The sequence below is a fragment of the Paenibacillus sacheonensis genome, from assembly GCF_009909195.1.
Taxonomy (GTDB): Bacteria; Bacillota; Bacilli; order Paenibacillales; family Paenibacillaceae; genus Paenibacillus_Z; species Paenibacillus_Z sacheonensis.
In genome coordinates, this window is record NZ_JAAAMU010000002.1 from 491,312 (window position 1) to 509,095 (window position 17,784).

Consider the following 17,784-nt stretch of genomic DNA (forward strand, 5'->3'; position numbering starts at 1 on the left):
TTAAGGTAGACTTCTACTAATTTGTCCATAATAGATAAAAAGGGAACCTATCGCGATAACAATTAGAGCTGAATTTTTAGACTTAGATTCGTGCCACATTCCACTTTTATATCTCTGAACTAAAACAACAAGTATTGATATTATGAATAATGAAATCATTAATGCAGCAATAAGCTTCATTCATATCTTCTCCTTTATTTTATTGTAATAAAAACACCACCTCGGTTAGTGTCCCAAGTTGGTGTTTTAACTACAAGTTATGTTGCATGTGCACCAGCAACGGCCCCATACCTGTAATGTTGGACATCCTTAGCAAGGTAATACTATTATCTGAACAACTGCCCTTTTATTGTTCTGAACTAACGTTCCCAGTTAGTTCAAAGATTTGGTCTCCAATTCATCATTCCGTTCATTTCTTTAAGGGTTTCCCGTCCCATTAACTTTATCGCATTTGTCCGAATGACAGGTTTCTCTTCATAAGCTAACCACTCTGCAATTTCTATCGCGGCGAGTGTTTGAACATCATCGTGCTTACTTTGCATCATTATCTCTATAAAATCGAAAATCCGTTTTAACACGGGGCTTTGCCAATCATTTTGAAGAAGTTCTTCCATGGTTGGAACGACAACGAGACCAAAGACCACATATGGCAGGTAGTCATCGAGCCACAAATACATATTTTCAGCGTAGAGTGGCTTTAGTTCAGGTATTGCAATTAAGAGTTCGTCTATAACAGTGGTGTATACCATTCCATTTGCCACGCTCACAATCTCCTTATCTGAACAAACCTGTCGTCAAGCGGACCAAGCTCACAGCAACCAGCTGTCGTTGTATTCTCGTTTCCCGCTAGCTCCACCTACAATCCAATTTTTCACAGGCGTATTTCAGCTATTTCTTCCTTGCTTGTCTGTACTTATATATTGAACACCCTGATACTAAAAGCAGAAATATTGGAATCGCAATGTACTTTCCAACAGATAAAAGAAATTCGCTATAAGTTATCGTGGGGTCATCAAAAAACAATGTCCCTACCGCTAACCATAGTAGGCAAAGTATTGTCCCTACTACCCCAGGGATACCGCAAATAATGCTAACTACCAGCCATACCCAATGACCAAGGTTACCCACTTGACTCCTCCAGACGAATAAGGAAGAGCCATTGCTCTAACTTCTTCAATGATTTCGATTTTCATGAATTCATCGTTTAAATTCCACATGATCGTTCAACTATCCTGCCCGTTAGCATTCCTGTAGATGGATTAATTTCGTCTTTGAAAAAAGAAAAGCGCCTCGGTACGATGGGAGTACGCAACGGGTCATAGCCCTTAAAATCCCATCATCTAGGAGGACGCTCTACTATGAAGTTTAAAGCGCAGGATAAACAAATCAACTCATTGAAAAAATTACCGCTCACCATCTAGTCGTCGGCATCGACATCGCTCAACACATTCACGTCGCACGAGCGGTCAACTTCCGTGGGATCGCACTTGGAAATCCGCTATCCTTCTCGAATGACGAAGATGGCTTTCAAAACCTTTTTCGGTGGATCCATTCGCTACAAGCCGCCCATAGCTTATCTGCAGCCATTGTGGGCATGGAACCAACCGGTCATTACTGGCATAATCTCTCTAACTGGCTCGCAGATCATCAATTTGAAGTTGTTCTCGTTAACCCTCATCTGGTGAAAAAGAATAAGGAAAACCGTGACAACACGCCATCCAAGAGCGACAAAAAGGACGCGCTCGTCATTGCGGACATGGTCAAAAACGGCTACTACTCGTTCATCCGAAACACGCCCGAAGCCTTCGACGAATTACGTATCTATCTCTCCAACCGCGACTCTGTCGTGACGAGACTCGTAAGTGCCAAGAACCAAATCCATCGGTGGGTCAACGTTGTTTTCCCAGAGCTGCGACAAGTCTTCAAGAAGCTTGATGTGCACGGGCTCGTTAGCTACTTTACGCCTCTTTCCCACGCCCGAGGATTTGAGTAAGCTGCAGCCCCAAGACGTCATAGCTGGCTGGAAAACCTTTATGAAACGGCATTCTGGTGAGCGTAGGGCTCGAGCTCCTATCTCGTTCGCTAGTCGATCTGTTGGCTCTAAACAAGCCACACATGCTTACAAGCTTCACTTAAAGCAACTCCTAGATGAATACGACCTTGCATGCCAGCAATTAAAGACGGTTGAGGCGGAGATCATTACCGTATTAGATCGGATCCCTTTTGCGAAATCCATGCTTGCTGTCAAAGGGATTAGCGCCATTTCACTGGCTGGTATTCTTGGTGAAGCAGGAGATCTAAGTGGCTTTGTTCACGGCAATGCCCTGCTGCGTCCCGCCGGTCTAAACCTTGCAGAAGCAAGCTCAGGAAAATGGACCTGACAGATGAAAATTAGCAAACGTGGACGCTCTCGCCTCCGACGGTTTATCTTCATGATGGCCATGAGTTTAGTGGCGAACAATCCGGAATTCAAAGCCATGCATGCGTACAATGTTCAGGTCAAAAAGATGAAGAAGATGAGGTCGCTGATGAAGCTGTGTGGTAAATTAGCTCGTATACTCGTTGGTATGGCTCGAAGCCGGGAAGCCTACAATCCTCATAAAATGATGCCTAATGAGCAAGCCGCTTAAGAGATTCTACCCGTTTCGTCGTACGAGTTTTGGCTTATTCGCGGGATTTCAAAGAAAGCACGGAGTACCGGATACATTAAACCAAAGGGCACCGACCCGTACCGTTAGCAATACCGGACTCCACCCCTTGGACAGGCGTAACGAAGGAATGAGAGGGCATAGACCCGTTGAGACATGGGAGTGAAAACCTCCAGGGGCGGCGTGGAGATTAAGTGCAGTAAATGGAAGGATATGGGGTGATAACCTCCCCCCTCTGTTTCCTCACGCCTTCATGTTGTCCTGGTCTTCTGCGGTGTCCCTCTTACTATCTTTCTGTATTTCTTGCAAGGGTGAAATCCTGCGAATAAGCGAGCATTCGTGAGAAAACTAAATCGTACCGAGGGAGTTTATTCAAATCAACTAAGATATATTGCCTTATTACCCGTGATTTTCGAATATTATTACCATACCATTTACGACGAAATCGTCAAATGCACATACCGTTCCCTGCTTGTACTCATAAAATAAGGTATGTAATGTCAAAGGGGGGTATACGATGGCACGTTTATTAGATGCTAGAACATCTCAAAATAAAAGTTACACTGACCTTGATTCAACGACTATATTGCAAGCAAATACACCGACGCCTATTGGGGTTGTCGGTTTGAATACTATTGGTGCGAGCGGAACCATTCGTGTGCAATTCACAGGAATCGCTGAACTTAGGCTTCCAGATCCCTTAACACCAGATACGGTAATTATCATTATTATTGTACGTGGAACAGATCTGACTGGCATACCAGTCGCTCGTGCTCTTTATGGCACTGGAAACACTGTCTCCCCTATTCAGGTTATCACAATCAATGCTTCCGATTACAATGTTCCTTACCCTCCATCAAATGAACTCATCTATACCTTGTTTCTATTCTGTACGATAGAAGCCACTCGAGTGGGAATGGAAAGTTTCAATGCAATTGCGTTCTCAGATTAAGTGATGAATGAGAGAAGTATAAAAGGATCCACCGCGGTCGGATCCTTTTTGTTTTATTCAATTATCGTTCCCAGTTAGCGAATCACATGTCGTTTATCGGTACATCTGAACAAACCACATCTTAAAACTGTACTTTTCGTAGAAACCAACGATTTTCTGCCATTGCTTACTTGCGGAATACACTGTTGAACGAGTTATCCCATTGCTTTCAGCGGATTGGAGCAGCTTATCAACCATCGCATGCCCGATATTGTGGCTCCGATAATCTGGATGAACGTAAACCTCATCGACCTCAAGGTAACACTCACCTTTTCAATGACAGCCAAACCGTCGCTTTCATGGACTGTTCCTGTTATATATCCTACTACTACAGACTTTATCTCTGCGACCCAGAAATAATCCCCGATATAGTTCCTTAGAATCTCTTCGGTATTTGCTCCCAAACCGTAAGTGATCCCTTCAGTTACCCACAATCCAGACAATTCAGCCGCTCTTGATAAATCACCTTCATTTGCCTTCCTAACATTAACCATTGAACTATCACCGCCTACTTTACAATGTCCAGCTACCATCGTGCGTAGTTGACCTATCGTTCCCAGTTAGTTTAGTCCATTTTCAACTCTATTTTTTCCGATTTTTCTTTTGTCTGCAAAACAAGGGTAACTATTGTATCAGAGGTTGGGGGAGTAGAAGGGGAACCAGTTAGAAACATATAAATACCTTCATCAGGTGGCTGCTTAAAAGTTGTCGTACTGCTCCCAGCAATATTATCGACCAGAATTTTAAAATCACCTTTTGGTTTTGGATCTTTTCCGTTGTAAATTCCAATGGTCCTTGTAAACATTTTTTCCGATCCTTTGTATTTAGCAACATACATTATTGCTCCCCAATTGTCATTGTGACCCTTGAATTCATGGACATTTTCGAGTTTAGAGTCATTTAAATCAGGAACTTTATCTTGCGTTATTCCGCCATAATAATCTTTTTCTTTAGAGCAGCCTGTTAAGAGGATAAGTAATGTAAGAACAATTGCGATTGACTTCATTGTATTCCTCTTTTTCCAAAATTAACTCATATACATTATACGTATAATATTCTGGAAGAATTCGGAAATCCCTACAACCTCTTTCACGTTTTCATTATTCAACTAACCTCCCTCTATGGACAACGGCAGCCGCACCTATCGTCTTCGCGAGGTTCACTAACTTTATGATCAATTAATAATAAAAGCCTGTTCCTGACAATTCGTCAAGACCAGGCTTATTTATGTACTACAGTTTTACAACATTCTCAGCTTGAGGTCCTCGTTGGCCCTTAACAACATTGAACTCAACACGTTGACCTTCGTCCAAAGATTTGTATCCTTCGCCTTGAATGGCTGAAAAATGAACGAACACGTCGTCGCCGAATGCTGAATGACATGAAGCGTTTTCATAACGGACGATATAACACGATACTCCGATCGATACCCCAATCCGCAGGTATTTTCATACCGGATTGTTACGATGGCCCGGCTCTTACCCGCCTATGAATCAGCGCGAACGGGCAAGTCCTCGGGCAGCCATGGGTCTGCAGACTCTCCTTTGGTTTTTTTCTAGTTCCCGGTAACCTGACGGCTGCGCCTCCATCTCCGCTCCGCCGAGTCGTCAACAGCAAAAAAACCACCGTTCCAAGAACGGTGGCCAGAACAATAGTTAATCAGTCCTCGATGCAGCGGACCCGCGTATCGAATTCGCGCTTCCCTTCTTGCAGGGTGATGATTCTCGCCCCGCGCGCAAGCCTGCCGTAGGTGTTGCAGCCGGTCACGCGCCCGTAGCACAGCCGGATGCCATGCCATTCGGCGACGTAATCGTTATCGTGATCATGCCCGGCAAAGGTTCCCATCACGTCGCCCATTTCCAGCATGGCCGTGAACAAGCCGCTGTTCAATTTGGGACAGCAGACGTCCTCGCCCTTGATGCCTTCCGCCCGGCCTTCCTGCCATGCCTGCGCGTATTCCGGGATCGGAATATGGAAGAACGCGAGCGCAGGCAGCGTGCCGCCGTTCTTGTCCTTCAGCGCTTGCGATTCGCGGCAGTACCATTGGACCTGATCGGGATGAATCCAGCCGTAGCCGCCGACGGATTCCGGCGCGTAGTCATTTGAATCGAACAAATAAAGCGCCGCCGCATCCGCATCGTCCGCGGAACCCGCTACGGGAAGCACGTAATTCCCGATGCCATGGATGTCTTCGGGCCCGTCCACGGACAAGTTGCTGCCGTATTCCGTCAAAATTCCGTTCAACCGTTCGCGCGTAATCCCTTTCTCCGAATCGTGATTGCCGTAAATGACGGCGAACGGAATGCCGGATCGCGCGACGCCGCCGACGGCGCGGCGGAACGTCCCTTCTTGGTCCTCGACGTCGAAGCTCGAAATGACGTCGCCCGTCAGGACGATCAAATCCGGCCGCTGCTCCGCGATAATGCGCTCCATGAGCGCAAGCGTCCGAACGTCCTTCTCGGCGTCGATGCCGTCTTTAATATGCATATCGGTAAATTGCACGATCGTAAACGTTCCGTCCGACCGGAAACGCAGCTTGTTTCGTTCCATGTGATCGCCTCTTTCGTCGAATCGATTCATCTGTCGCGGCTCAGACCGACTTTGCCGTTATGAGCCGTTCATCAAATACGCCGCCAATAGGCGGGTCCCCCAGCCTGTCGCTCCCGCGGCAAGCTGGCCCTTGGGCGCAGCGTTATCCTTCGGCCCGTTCATGTCGATATGCGCCCACGACAACGAAGGATGGACGAATTTCCGCAAAAACAACGCCGCCATGATGGCTCCGCCGCCGTCGCCGCTGCTAATATTGGACGCATCCGCATAATCGCTGGACAAGTAGGCTTCGTACTCGTCATGAAGCGGCAGCTGCCAGACTCGCTCGCCGAACGGCTCGCCTGCCTGCCGCAAAGCCTGCACGAGCCCGTCCGCGCCCAAGATGCCGGCGATTTGCTTGCCGAGCGCGCCGACGACGGAGTAAGTGAGAGTCGCCATATCGACGACTTGCTCCGCCCCGAGCCGGTGCGCGTAGAGCAGCGCGTCCGCCAGAATAAGCCGGCCTTCCGAGTCGGTGTTCCCGACTTGAACCGTCAGCCCGTTCGCGTAGCGGATCACTTCGCCGGGCAGCATCGAGCGATCGGACGGGCTGTTCTCGGCCGCAGGCACGAGCACGACGACATTGACGGCCGCGCCGGCCCGCACGATCAAGTCGAGCGCGCCGAGCACGCCCGCGGCCCCGGCCATGTCCATCCGCATATCGCTGATGTCATGGTCGCGCTTCAGGCTGATGCCGCCGGTATCGAACGTAATGCCTTTGCCGATCAAGGCTACAAGCGGCTTCGTCTCGTCGGAGCAGTACTGCAGCTCGAGAAACACGGGCGGATGAAGACTTCCCTTGCCTACGGCGGCTAAACCGGCAAACCCGCGGCGCTCCAGCTCTTCGCCTTCATGGACGGCCATCTGCACGCCTGTATTGGCGAACCGCCGCGCCGTTTGTTCCGCCAGATCGCGGGGACGCAAATAGTTCGGCGGCTCGTTCGTCAGGTCGCGCGCCCACATCGTGCTCTCGGCTCTGAGCCGTCCCAGCCGGATCGCTTCCGCGTGCTCCGCCGTCTGTTCGACCGGGAAGCGCACCAGGATTTCCGGGCGTTCCGTTCGCGTCGACTTGTAGGCATCGAAGACGTACGTGCCGAGCAGCGAGCCTTCTACCCAAGCCTCCATAAAGGCCGGCTGGCTTTCCTCCAACGGTCCGGCGCCCGACAGGGCCGCGAAGGAGACGGCGGCCTCCGAACGCTCGTCCTTATACAGCGCGCGACCCGCATTGCCGGCCGCATCGCGCATAACGGCGACCGTAAAAGCAGCCGTGTCGCCGAGGCCCATCAACAGAAAATCGGGCGATCCGTTTGCCCCGTAGAACCAGGTGACCGCGTGCCGCGCGCCCATGTAAGGCAGCAGCTTCGCCGTTCTAATCGCTTCCAATTCGGAAGGCATGTTCGCCAAGCTTTCCGTGAAGACCGGCACGATCAACGTTCGCGCGGCCGTTTCGGCATGGATTTCGAATTTCATCGGTTTTGACCTCCGCCGGATAAGATACAAGACGCGTTCTCCCAGTTGTCCGTCGTGCTGCCTTCCCGCCCGGCGATGAACCGCTCGAGCGCCATGCGATCCGGCGTTCCCGTGCTGCCGCCGGACTCCGTCACCGACAACGCCCCGCATGCATTGCCGTACAACAAACACGTCTCCGTCTCTTTTCCGGTCAGAAGGCCATAGATGTAGCCCGCATTGAAGGAATCGCCCGCGCCCGTCGTGTCGACGACGGGCACGTTGAAGCCGGAACGGAATTTCGACTGTCCGTTCACGGTCGCGACCGCGCCGGCCGAGCCGAGCTTGACAATGAAATGGTTGCTGTGCGCCGACAATTTGGCAATGATCGCCTTCACGTCCGAACAAGCCGTATAATGCTCGGCCTCCGCCTCGTTCATGAAGAAGACGTCCACTTCGCCCATCAATTCGTAGATTCCCGTGAACCATTCCCCGGTATCGTCCCAGCCGACATCGAGCGAGGTCGTCGCGCCTCGGGCCTTCACGGCCCGAACCGTCTCCATGAATTCCCCATGGTTCTGTCTGCCCCGATAGCCGGTCAAATGCACGTGACGCGCCGAAGCCACGCTTTCCATATCCAGCAGCTTCATGCTCAGCTCCGCATTCGACCCAAGGTAAGTAATGAAGGAACGATCCTGCTCCGGATTGATGGCGATGGAGATGCCTGTGTTGGTGCTGCTGCCGCGAATGAAGCTGGTATCGATTCCATATTGGGCAAAACGGTCGCGAACCTGCTGTCCGAACCCATCCTCGCCGAGAATGCCGTTAAAGGCGAGCTTAAGTCCCAGCTTCGCCAACGCGATGCTGAACAATGCGGCTCCGCCGCCTACATGCATCGTCATATTCTGGACGAGCACTTCTTGCCCAGGCTCCGGCAGCTCGTTGCAGCCGGCAATGACCAAATCGATGTTCGCGTCCCCGATCACAATCGCGTCGTATTTCTTCATGGCTGCCTCACCTCCGTGGCGTAGTGAAAAGCATGACCTGCGGTCGGTAAGGGTTCAAGGTTCTCGCAAGAAAACCGGCTTCCGAATCCATTCCGCCCGCCGGTCGCCTGTCACCGGACTTTCTTGTGACCTATAGATCCCGCGCCCTGCAGCTTTCGCGCGCGACCAAGCGGTGTTCGAGTATGATGTCCCCGGTCGGCACTTCGCCGGACTCGACTTGGTTCAGCAGGGTGCGCATCGTGACTTTGCCCATCTCGTGGATGGGCTGTTCCATGGACGTCAGCGTCGGTCGGGTCAGCTCGGTGAGCTGGCTGCCGTCGAAGCCCATGATCGAAATATCCTCGGGCACGCTAAGCTTGTTGTCGCGGATGCAGTTCATCGCGCCGACGGCCATGTCGTCGCTCACCGCGAACACCGCCGTCGGCGGCTGATTGGTCCGCAGCAGCTCTTTCATCTGCTCGTAGCCGCTCTGCACTTTGTAGTCCCCGAAACGGATATGCTCGTGCACGATTCGAATGCCCCTGTCCGTAAGCGCGTTGCGATAGCCGCTGTAGCGGTTCTGCCCCGACGTGATGTCCCGCATGTCGCCGCCGATAAACCCGATCGCTTCATGCCCAAGCTCGATCAAATACACCGTCGCGTCGTAAGCCGCTTGATAATCGTCGACGATGACGGATACGAATTGCTGGTCCATCGGCTTGACGCTGGAGAAAATAACGGGGATCTTCATCTTATGGATGAAGCCGCGAATCTCTACGTTGATTTTCTCGTGCATGATGATAATGCCTTCCACGCGCATCTCTTGGAACACGTGCAAATACTTGAACTCTTTATCGATGTCTTCGCTGATGTTGCAGACGAGCAGATTATAATCGTTCGCGCTCGCCGCTTCCTCGATGCTGCTCAGAATGGTCGCATAGAAGCTGGAGGTGATGTCGGGAACAATCACGCCGATGAGGTTGGTTTTGTTGCGCACCAAACTACGGGCAATATGGCTTGGAGCGTATCCCAATTCCTCGATCGCGAGATTCACTTTGTGCTTGAGATCGTCCTTGACATATTTCTCGCCGTTTAACACGCGGGAAACGGTCGTAACCGAAACGCCCGCCAGGCGCGCCACGTCTTTTATTTTTGGCTGCACATTACTCACCCTCTTATTTAGGTTTCCAAGCGGATTAAAGGCGGTTCGTCGCGACGCTTCGTTCATTACAAGTTCTTAACACTTCGTCGCGAATAAGGAAATTCCTGTCTGTTCGGCAATTAATCCCCGTCTTCCACGAACAACGGCTGGGAAAAGGCCGCATAACCGCCTTCCAGATACGCCGCGATGCGCACGTAGCCTTCGTCTCCCCGGCAGACGTAGCTCGCCTGGCTGATCCGGCCGGTCGTTTCTTGCAGCACTTCGCCGTCCTTGCCGAAGAACGTCACGTATTTGTACATTTTATCCAGCAGCGCATTCGAGCGGAGGTCGACGACGATCGTGTCGCCTTCCGTGCGAATCGCATCGAATCCATACCCGGTCGAAACATAGAAATTTCCGTTCTTGATCGCTTCGGTAATCGCTTCGTTCGTATTCGCCTCGGCCTGCACCATGTTCCAAGCCCGTTTCTCTTGCCCGTACACATGCGAGTCGTCGTTGCCGAACCCCCAGACCCTGCGCCCCGCGGACAGCAGCGCATCCCATTTGTCGAACGCGATATCGTACTCCGGATTGCCGTCGCCGTTATACACTTCGACGCCGATATAACGCTCCATCTTCATCATGCCGTCCAGCGTCCAATAATTCGAGAAAAAGCGGTTCGGATGAACAAGAACGGCAAACCCGCCGTTATCGATCGTCATATCCGTCAACCGCTGATAATTCGCGATGGTAAATTCGTTGCTGTAACCGTCCAGCAGCGCAAGCGGCGGCGAGACGAGCAGCATATGCGTTTGCCGGCTGCTCACTTCGATCGCGTCGAACACGGTTGGAATTTCCCGCTTGCCTTCGTGCTTCGTTATTTTATCATGATCGGATATGCCCAGAAAATCGTAGCCCCCGTACATCTTGTAAACGGTCTCCAGCGGAAACCAGCCGTCGCTGTTGGTCGTATGGTTGTGAAAGCTCCCCCTCCACCATTTGCCGGTCTCCGTGTAGCTGTTCAAGATTCTCATCCGTCCTTCTTCCTCCCCCGCGTTATTCTTTCATGGAACCGATCATAATGCCTTTGGCGAAATACCGCTGCACGAACGGATAGATGATAATAATCGGCGCGACGACGACGATGATCGTGGCCATCTTGAGCGAATTGCCGGTAATTTGGATTTTGTCGAGCAGCTCGTATTTGGTCGTCCCCGCCGCTTGATTCAGCGTGTCGCGCATCGCTTCCGCGCTCGTCAGCATTTCTTGGAGCAGCGTCGACAAGGGGCGCAGGCTGGCCTTGCGGACGAAGAACGCGCCGGTAAACCAGTCGTTCCAGTGGCCGACGGCATTGAACAAGCCGATAACCGCGATGACCGGCCGGCTGAGCGGCATGATGATGCGCATGAAGATCGCAAAGTCGTTGTAGCCGTCGATGCGGGCGGATTCTTCCAAGCTCGGATGAATCTGCGTGAAGAAGGTGCGGATGATGATCAAATTCCATGCGCTGTACAGACTCGGGATTACGTATACCCAAATGTTGTTCGTCAGATGAATCGACTTCAGCAGCATATAGTACGGGATAATTCCGCCGCCGAACAGCATCGTGAAGAAAATGAGCATCATGAAGAACTTTCCGCCCGGAATCGTCTTGCTCTTCAGCGCGTACGCGGCCATCGCCGTCAAGAACACGCTCGAGATCGTGCCGACGACGGTACGGAAGACGGAAATGCCGAACGCGGAGGCGATGTTGGATGCTTCGAAAACTTTATTGAAGTTTTCAATCGACCAGATGCGGGGCCAGAAATAAATGCCGCCTCTTTCCGCGTCTTTGCCGGGATTGAACGCGAGCGCGAAGATGTTCAGGAAAGGAAGAATAATCGATAAGCACAACAAGACGATCAGCGTATAATTGACGATGCGGATAATGCGTTCACCGGTGCTCACCTTATAAAATTCGTTCACTGCTTGCTCCCTCCTCCTGCCCTCGAATAGACGCCGTTATCGTAAGCGGCCGCCCAAACGGAAAGGCGGTTTATCCGGGTTGCGGATAAAACCGCCTGACCATCCGGCATCGGACTGCTATTCGCGGTCTTTATTCGCGGTTGTTAAGCGCGATTGCCAAGCCTGTTGTTCGGCCGAACCGTCTACAGCTTCACTTTCGTTTTCGGATCGGCATTCTTGTCCGCCAGCAGCTTCAAGTAGTCGTCCAAGCCGGCAGCTTCCATTTGTTTCAAGGCATTGTCCAAAATCTTCTTCGCGGCATCGGGGCTCTTCGCATAGTAGGCTTGGATCAAGCTGTCGTTATAGTTATCGAACGCCGCTTTCAAATCCGTGCCCCGGTCGAACTCTCCGATAAACGCGGTCGGCTGGTACGCATCGGAAACGACGCCTTCCTTGACTTTCTTGTCGAAATCCCAGAACGTCGCGATTTTCTCCACGGCCGGGAACAAGCCCGAGCTTGCGTTGTCGCCATAGTTCTCTTCACCGAAATCGGCCATGTTGTCGTTGTCCGTGCTGCCGAGAATATCGCCCCAGTTGTTGCCGACGCCCCCGAAACCGAGCTTCTTCGCGGCGTTCGGATCTTTCGCTTTCAGATCGATGACTTCTTGCTTCACGATCGGGTTGCCTTTGTCGTCGAGCGTGTAGTCGCGGCCTTCCAAGCCGTATTTCCAAAGCAGCTTGCCTTCGCGGCTTGCGAGGAAGTCGGCGAATTTGACGACCTCTTCCGGTTTCTTCGTCGTTGCCGGAATCGCCCAAGCGGAGTAGCCGGATTTATAAGAAATTTGCATTTGATAAGGGCCGTCTGCTTGGTTGATCGGACCGAGCGGAACGTAATGCATGTCTTGGTTGTATTCTTGGTAGCTGTGCGTATCGGCAATGATCGCCCACGAGCCGTTCAAGGCGCCTTCCGTCGCGCGGCTTTCGTCCATGGTGAAGAACTCCGGATGGATCAGTTTTTCTTTGAGCAGCTTTTGCACGTATTCCACTTTCTTCATCGCATAGTCCGTTTGCGCTTCATGCAGGACTTTGCCGTCCTTCGTTTGTTTGATCCGTTGGTCGTCCGCGCCCCACTCCAGATCGTTGAACAATGCGCCTACTTCCTTGCCGCCCCAATAAGAAGGGCCGATCGGCATAACCGGGCTGCCGTTCTTGTCCGTGAAATTGCCGGCTTTGATCTTCTTGGCAAGCTCGTACAGCTGATCCGTGGACGTGATCGTGCGCGGATCGATGCCGAGCGCGTCAACGATATCTTTGCGGATGTAAGGACCGCCGACGCCTTTCCAGGTAACCTGGCCGCCCGTCCGTTGGATATTCATGTGCGCGAAATAAGCGGAGCCTTGGAACTCGGGACGGAACATGACGCCGAACTTCGTATCGATCGGCAGGTAGTCGTCCTGCAAATATTTGCTGTACACTTTGGAATCTTTGAAGTACGGCGTCAAATCGGTAAACATGCTTTCGCGGGCCGCCTTCAGCACGACGGGCATTTCGGGCCGGCCGCTGTTGTTGAGGTAGAAGGCTACGAAATCCGGCAGATCGTTAGCCGCAAGGCCCGCGATCAAGCCGTCGATGGAATGCTCGGCTTTCATGATTTCGATCTCGAAGTCGATGCCGGTCATTTCTTTGATTTTCGCTTTGATCTCGGGGTTCATTTCTTCCGTGTAGTCGTCGGTTCCCATGAACACAAGCCCTTTGATCTTGCGGTCCGCAATCCATGTTGCCGGCTTTCCTTCGGATGCATTCGTAGCATTGGCATTCGTAGCACCGGAATTGCCGCCCTCGGCGTTCGTGTCTGTTCCGGTGTTGGTGTTGTTATTGCTGGAGCAACCTGTGATCATCATGGCTGCCAGTAAAGGAATCGCTAACAACTTCGTCCATTTTCTGCTCATGCTTTTTCCCCTTTACATGTTTTATGAATACGTCTGTCGACGTTTCCACCATTGATTGGGATGCCGTTCGTTGCGGGTTGGGATGCGTTATTGTGGTAGCGTTACCACAAAGAAGTTTCGGAAACTTTGCGCGAAATCCGGTTGGCGACGACGACCAGGATCAAGCCGATCAAACCTTGAAGCATGCCGACGGCGGTTGCGTATCCGTACTGACCGCCCTGTAAGCCGACGCGAATGATGTACGTATCCAGAATATCGGAGAGCTGCATGTTGCCCGGCGTGCGGAGCAAGTACAGTTGGTCGAAGCCGGCGGACAAAATGTTGCCGAGCGAGAGGATGAACAAGATGACGACTGTCGGCATGATGGACGGGAGCGTGATGTTCCATATCTCCCTGAACTTGCCGGCTCCATCGATCTTGGCCGCTTCGTACATATCGGGATTCACGCCTGAAATCGCTGCCATATAGATGATCGAGTCCCAGCCGATCGACTTCCAGAGATGACTGCCGAACATGATTTGGTAGAAGTATTTCGGATCCATCATGAAGAAGGTGCTTCCGTCGCCGCCCATATTCGTGATGACTTGGTTGAGCAGGCCCGTATCCGGGGCAAGCACCCGTTGGACCAAGCCGACGACGATGACCCAGGACAGAAAATGCGGCAGGTAGAGCACGCTCTGCGAGATGTTTTTGAACCATTTGTTGCGGACCTCGTTGAACATGAGCGCGAGCACGATCGGAAACGGCAAGTAGAGGAACAGCTTCATGCTGCTGATAATGAGCGTATTCTCGATCAGATCCCTGCTTTGGTACGAATTGAAGAAGGTTTTGAAATAGTCGAAACCGACCCAAGGACTTCCGAGAATGCCTTTGTTGAATTTGTATTCCTTGAACGCCAGCAGCAGGCCGCCCATGGGAATATACGAGAACACGATGAAGAATACGAGGCAAGGCAATAGCATGAAGTACAAGTAACGATGCTGAATAATCCTTTTCCGCAGGGCAGTGCCGCTCTTTCTCGCTTTCGGTTGCGGAGTTGTCGTTTGCGCCATGAGTCGGAAATCACCTTCTCTTCGTGGAAATGGTCGTTCGAACCGTTGCCATTTGACCCTCCTCTGGTAACGATTCCAGATTGGTTCAAAAAAATTTACTTTCCCTAAACGAATTGGAAAAGTAAGCACTTTCATGGCAAGATTATAGCAACTCTTCCGGCAGAAAGCTAGACGTTTTTTGAAGCTTCAATAATTTTTAACAATCGCTCCGGTTTACGCGTCGTGATCGCGTCCACGCCCATGGCGAGCAGCCGCTCCATCTCGCTGCGTTCGTTCACGGTATACGCCCACACGAGCAGTCCCGCGGCATGGGCGCGATCGACCACCACTTGGCGGCAGGTCGACGCCTCCATGTTCAACCCCCTATAGCCGCCTAATTGCGCCTCCCGGCAGACGGCGTCCGCAAATTCGTCATAGCGCTGCCGCTGTCCGAGGTGCAATGCGTCCGGCGTATTGAACATCACGTTGATATCCGGGAAGCGCTCCGTCATGGAATCGGTCGTCCCCGTGAAGAAGATTCGATTCTGCGCGCCGAAACGGCGCACGAGCTCGGCGGCGGGTTCGATGGCGGCAGCCGATTTCAAATCCAAATTAAGCAGCATGTTCATCCATTCCGATACGCGCAAGAGCTGCTCTAACGTTACGATTTCGTGTTCGGCATACGCGGGACTAAGCAATGTCCTGACAGCAAGATCATTCAACTGCTCGTAACAGTACTCGCGCAGGTAAGGCGAATCGTCATGCAGCAGGACCGGCGTGCCTCCCCTTGCGACATGGACGTCCACTTCCGCGATTTGCTGCTCCGCTCTCGGCGGCCTCGCGGAACGACGCCAACGTATTGTCGGGGTAAACGCCGCAGCCCGTATGGGCTGCCGTCAATGTTTTGTGCATGCTGAACCCTCTCTTTCGTCGAATGTTCGTTGCCGATGCGGATCGGGTCGGACCGTGCATGAACGGCGGAGGCTTAAGCGGACGCTAGAACGGACCCGTCTAAGCGGCGGTTAGCGGATGAGGGGCGGCTGCTGGCGTTGATCAGCACCCCGTCAAGTAGACAGTCGAAATAAATAAAATCAATTAAGCGGTTGTAGGGGCGTATTTCTTTCTCTTTCTACGAATGACTGACTGGATTCCCTGCATCTTCATCAAGCGATGTATGCGCTTATGGTTCTCTGTTCGGGAATGAGATCAAGTTCTTGTCAATCTCGGTAATGGGATCAAGTTCTTGTCAATTGGTTTTGACAAGAACTTGATCCCATAAATACAAAAAGCCGCGATTTTCGCGGCCATTAATGACATAATGTTCTTGTCATCCGACAATTATTTCGTAGTTCTTTCGTTGGCCAGTGCTCCTCCTTGATTAGATTTGGATACCGCTTTTTTAAGTAATTCACCTGCGCCTTCAAGTAGTCTCATTCTTCCTCGACGCTGCCAAAGACGGTGCGAGGACGCCTCTTCAGTGGATTAAACTCGTTGCCTTTCCGCTCATGGAATGGCTCCCCGTTTTGCCATTTCTTCACCTAAACTTTCAGTTGGGAACAGTTACGGATTCCTTCTTGTTCAGAAATGACCTTGTAACTCGCTGAGCCCTCAACATACGCTTTGACCGCCTTCAGCTTGAATTCATCAGTGTAGGACTGAAATGTTTGTCCCTCTTTAGCCATAAAAATATCCCCTCCAAGTGGCACTCAAACCTCCATGATAACATGAAGGTTTTTTTTGAGTGTCTACTTGAAGGGGATAATACCAATTCCTCAAGCTTTAATTCAGCGCGTTATAAATGGTCGACTTCGATGATCGCATCGGCAAATGCTTCCGGCGCCTCCTGCGGCAAGTTGTGGCCGATACCGCCGCGAACGATCACATGCTTGTACTTACCGGTGAAGTACTTTGCGTAGTCAGCGGCCGCCGGATGGGGAGCGCCATTGGCATCGCCTTCCATGGTGATGGTCGGCACCGTGATTGGCGGCGATTCGGCCAGGCGTGCTTCCAATGCCGCATAGCGGGGTTCGCCCGGAATGAGACCAAGGCGCCATCGGTAATTACTAATCGTGATGGGGACTTGATCCGGATTCTTGAGTGCTTCGGCGCTGCGTTCGAACACGCGGTCATCGAAGTTCCACTTCGGCGATGCATTTTTCCAGATCAGCTTAGCGAAATCATGAAGATTCTTCTGATACCCCTCGCGCCCGCGTTCTGTGGCGAAATAGAATTGGTACCACCATTGCTGTTCGGCCTCCGGCGGCAATGGTCGCTTGCCGGCTTCTTGGCCGCTGATTAGGTAACCACTGACCGCTACTAATCCCTTTACCCGCTCTGGCCATAGGGCTGCCACGATGTCGGCGCTGCGGGCACCCCAGTCATAGCCGCCCAGGATGGCTTTGTCGATTTTCAGAGCATCCATCAGTGCCACGACGTCGGACGCCAAAGCGGCCGGCTCTGCGTTACGTTGGGCATCCGGATCGAGGAAACTTGTGGTGCCGAAGCCGCGAGCGTAGGGAATGATGACGCGGTAGCCGGCTTTCGTTAGCCTCGGCAGGACTTCGAAGTAGCTATGGATGTCGTAGGGCCAGCCATGCAGCAGGATGACGGCTGGTCCCTTCCTCGGTCCCTCATCGACGTAACCCATGTTCAGTCCGCCTGCCTTGATCTGCTTGATCGTTGCAAAAGTCGGTGCTTGCGATGCTGTTTCTAGCTTCGCTAAGATGCCCAATTTTGTTGCGTGGCCTTCGGCGGCCTGACCGTGCGTCGTCGACGGGACTACGGCCTGCACTAGGGAGAAGGCAATCAGGGCGCCTCCCAGGAGACGTTTGTTGATGACATGCTTGTTCATTTGAATTCTCCTATCGCGGTTGAGGTAGTTCGATAATCAGATCTGCGTTAAACGATACACGACTTCCGAATAATTGGAGTTTCGGATGTTAGGGTTCCGTGTTCGTATTTTGCATAAGGCCATCGTCCATTCACGCAGCAACTCGTCGTTGCCGAACGATGAGCGCGCGGACATAGCGGCAACCATCACCCTAATATTGTTGTACTAA

Annotated in this window: 15 protein-coding genes and 2 pseudogenes; 2 read left to right on the forward strand and 15 right to left on the reverse strand. The window is 51.9% G+C overall.

Going from position 1 to position 17,784, the window contains the following annotated elements:
- Positions 1–377: 377 nt before the first annotated feature.
- Positions 378–761 (reverse strand): DUF7674 family protein, encoded by a 384-nt coding sequence (locus GT003_RS05190; RefSeq protein ID WP_161695122.1) that lies wholly within the window; start codon positions 759–761, stop codon positions 378–380.
- 597 nt (positions 762–1,358) lie between these two features.
- Between GT003_RS05190 and GT003_RS05195 the strand changes: the two are divergent.
- Both GT003_RS05195 and GT003_RS05200 read left to right on the forward strand, forming a co-directional pair.
- Positions 1,359–2,630 (forward strand): annotated as a pseudogene (locus GT003_RS05195) (IS110 family RNA-guided transposase).
- 535 nt (positions 2,631–3,165) lie between these two features.
- On the forward strand, positions 3,166–3,600 hold the full coding sequence (locus tag GT003_RS05200; RefSeq protein WP_161695124.1) for a hypothetical protein: 435 nt from the start codon (positions 3,166–3,168) through the stop codon (positions 3,598–3,600).
- A 93-nt stretch (positions 3,601–3,693) separates the two neighbouring features.
- Here the strand turns inward: GT003_RS05200 and GT003_RS33110 are convergent, their stop codons facing one another.
- From GT003_RS33110 to GT003_RS05265, 14 genes and pseudogenes are all read right to left on the reverse strand, one after another.
- The gene (locus GT003_RS33110; RefSeq protein ID WP_420831487.1) at positions 3,694–3,849 is read right to left on the reverse strand and encodes a hypothetical protein; all 156 of its coding nucleotides are present in this window, start codon (positions 3,847–3,849) and stop codon (positions 3,694–3,696) included.
- Positions 3,795–4,133, reverse strand: a complete 339-nt coding sequence (locus GT003_RS32405; protein ID WP_239566118.1) for a hypothetical protein — start codon at positions 4,131–4,133, stop codon at positions 3,795–3,797. Before GT003_RS32405 ends, GT003_RS33110 begins: the two co-directional genes overlap by 55 nt.
- A gap of 71 nt (positions 4,134–4,204) precedes the next feature.
- Positions 4,205–4,645, reverse strand: coding sequence for a hypothetical protein (locus GT003_RS05210; RefSeq protein WP_161695126.1), 441 nt, complete (start codon positions 4,643–4,645; stop codon positions 4,205–4,207).
- A 226-nt stretch (positions 4,646–4,871) separates the two neighbouring features.
- Positions 4,872–5,006: pseudogene (locus GT003_RS05215) on the reverse strand (cold-shock protein); the annotation flags it as partial.
- A gap of 292 nt (positions 5,007–5,298) precedes the next feature.
- Positions 5,299–6,189 carry a metallophosphoesterase family protein gene (locus GT003_RS05220; RefSeq protein ID WP_161695128.1) on the reverse strand — a complete coding sequence of 297 codons (891 nt, stop codon included), beginning with the start codon at positions 6,187–6,189 and terminating at the stop codon, positions 5,299–5,301.
- A 57-nt stretch (positions 6,190–6,246) separates the two neighbouring features.
- A complete protein-coding gene (locus GT003_RS05225) occupies positions 6,247–7,698 on the reverse strand; it encodes a leucyl aminopeptidase family protein (protein ID WP_161695130.1) in 1,452 nt (483 codons plus the stop codon).
- A complete protein-coding gene (locus tag GT003_RS05230; protein ID WP_161695132.1) occupies positions 7,695–8,681 on the reverse strand; it encodes a carbohydrate kinase family protein in 987 nt (328 codons plus the stop codon). The genes GT003_RS05225 and GT003_RS05230 overlap by 4 nt, the downstream gene beginning before the upstream one ends.
- A gap of 130 nt (positions 8,682–8,811) precedes the next feature.
- On the reverse strand, positions 8,812–9,822 hold the full coding sequence (locus GT003_RS05235) for a substrate-binding domain-containing protein (RefSeq protein WP_161695134.1): 1,011 nt from the start codon (positions 9,820–9,822) through the stop codon (positions 8,812–8,814).
- A 119-nt stretch (positions 9,823–9,941) separates the two neighbouring features.
- The gene (locus GT003_RS05240; RefSeq protein WP_161695136.1) at positions 9,942–10,835 is read right to left on the reverse strand and encodes a CehA/McbA family metallohydrolase domain-containing protein; all 894 of its coding nucleotides are present in this window, start codon (positions 10,833–10,835) and stop codon (positions 9,942–9,944) included.
- Between the two features lie 22 nt (positions 10,836–10,857).
- Positions 10,858–11,766 carry an ABC transporter permease subunit gene (locus GT003_RS05245; RefSeq protein WP_161695138.1) on the reverse strand — a complete coding sequence of 303 codons (909 nt, stop codon included), beginning with the start codon at positions 11,764–11,766 and terminating at the stop codon, positions 10,858–10,860.
- A 182-nt stretch (positions 11,767–11,948) separates the two neighbouring features.
- Positions 11,949–13,694 carry an extracellular solute-binding protein gene (locus GT003_RS05250; RefSeq protein WP_161695140.1) on the reverse strand — a complete coding sequence of 582 codons (1,746 nt, stop codon included), beginning with the start codon at positions 13,692–13,694 and terminating at the stop codon, positions 11,949–11,951.
- Between the two features lie 101 nt (positions 13,695–13,795).
- The gene (locus GT003_RS05255) at positions 13,796–14,746 is read right to left on the reverse strand and encodes an ABC transporter permease (protein ID WP_161695142.1); all 951 of its coding nucleotides are present in this window, start codon (positions 14,744–14,746) and stop codon (positions 13,796–13,798) included.
- A 167-nt stretch (positions 14,747–14,913) separates the two neighbouring features.
- Complete coding sequence (locus GT003_RS05260) at positions 14,914–15,531, reverse strand: glycerophosphodiester phosphodiesterase family protein (protein WP_161695144.1); 618 nt, start codon at positions 15,529–15,531, stop codon at positions 14,914–14,916.
- A gap of 986 nt (positions 15,532–16,517) precedes the next feature.
- Positions 16,518–17,576 (reverse strand): alpha/beta fold hydrolase, encoded by a 1,059-nt coding sequence (locus tag GT003_RS05265; protein WP_161695146.1) that lies wholly within the window; start codon positions 17,574–17,576, stop codon positions 16,518–16,520.
- Positions 17,577–17,784 lie beyond the last annotated feature (208 nt).

Excerpts from the sequence above, each read along its gene's own strand:
- GT003_RS05240 (WP_161695136.1), bottom strand. The coding sequence starts at position 10,835 with ATGAGAATCTTGAACAGCTACACGGAGACCGGCAAATGGTGGAGGGGG.
- GT003_RS05230 (WP_161695132.1), bottom strand. The coding sequence starts at position 8,681 with ATGAAGAAATACGACGCGATTGTGATCGGGGACGCGAACATCGATTTG.
- GT003_RS05250 (WP_161695140.1), bottom strand. The coding sequence starts at position 13,694 with ATGAGCAGAAAATGGACGAAGTTGTTAGCGATTCCTTTACTGGCAGCC.
- GT003_RS32405 (WP_239566118.1), bottom strand. The coding sequence starts at position 4,133 with ATGGTTAATGTTAGGAAGGCAAATGAAGGTGATTTATCAAGAGCGGCT.
- GT003_RS05265 (WP_161695146.1), bottom strand. The coding sequence starts at position 17,576 with ATGAACAAGCATGTCATCAACAAACGTCTCCTGGGAGGCGCCCTGATT.
- GT003_RS05210 (WP_161695126.1), bottom strand. The coding sequence starts at position 4,645 with ATGAAGTCAATCGCAATTGTTCTTACATTACTTATCCTCTTAACAGGC.
- GT003_RS05255 (WP_161695142.1), bottom strand. The coding sequence starts at position 14,746 with ATGGCGCAAACGACAACTCCGCAACCGAAAGCGAGAAAGAGCGGCACT.
- GT003_RS05200 (WP_161695124.1), top strand. The coding sequence starts at position 3,166 with ATGGCACGTTTATTAGATGCTAGAACATCTCAAAATAAAAGTTACACT.
- GT003_RS05220 (WP_161695128.1), bottom strand. The coding sequence starts at position 6,189 with ATGGAACGAAACAAGCTGCGTTTCCGGTCGGACGGAACGTTTACGATC.
- GT003_RS05225 (WP_161695130.1), bottom strand. The coding sequence starts at position 7,698 with ATGAAATTCGAAATCCATGCCGAAACGGCCGCGCGAACGTTGATCGTG.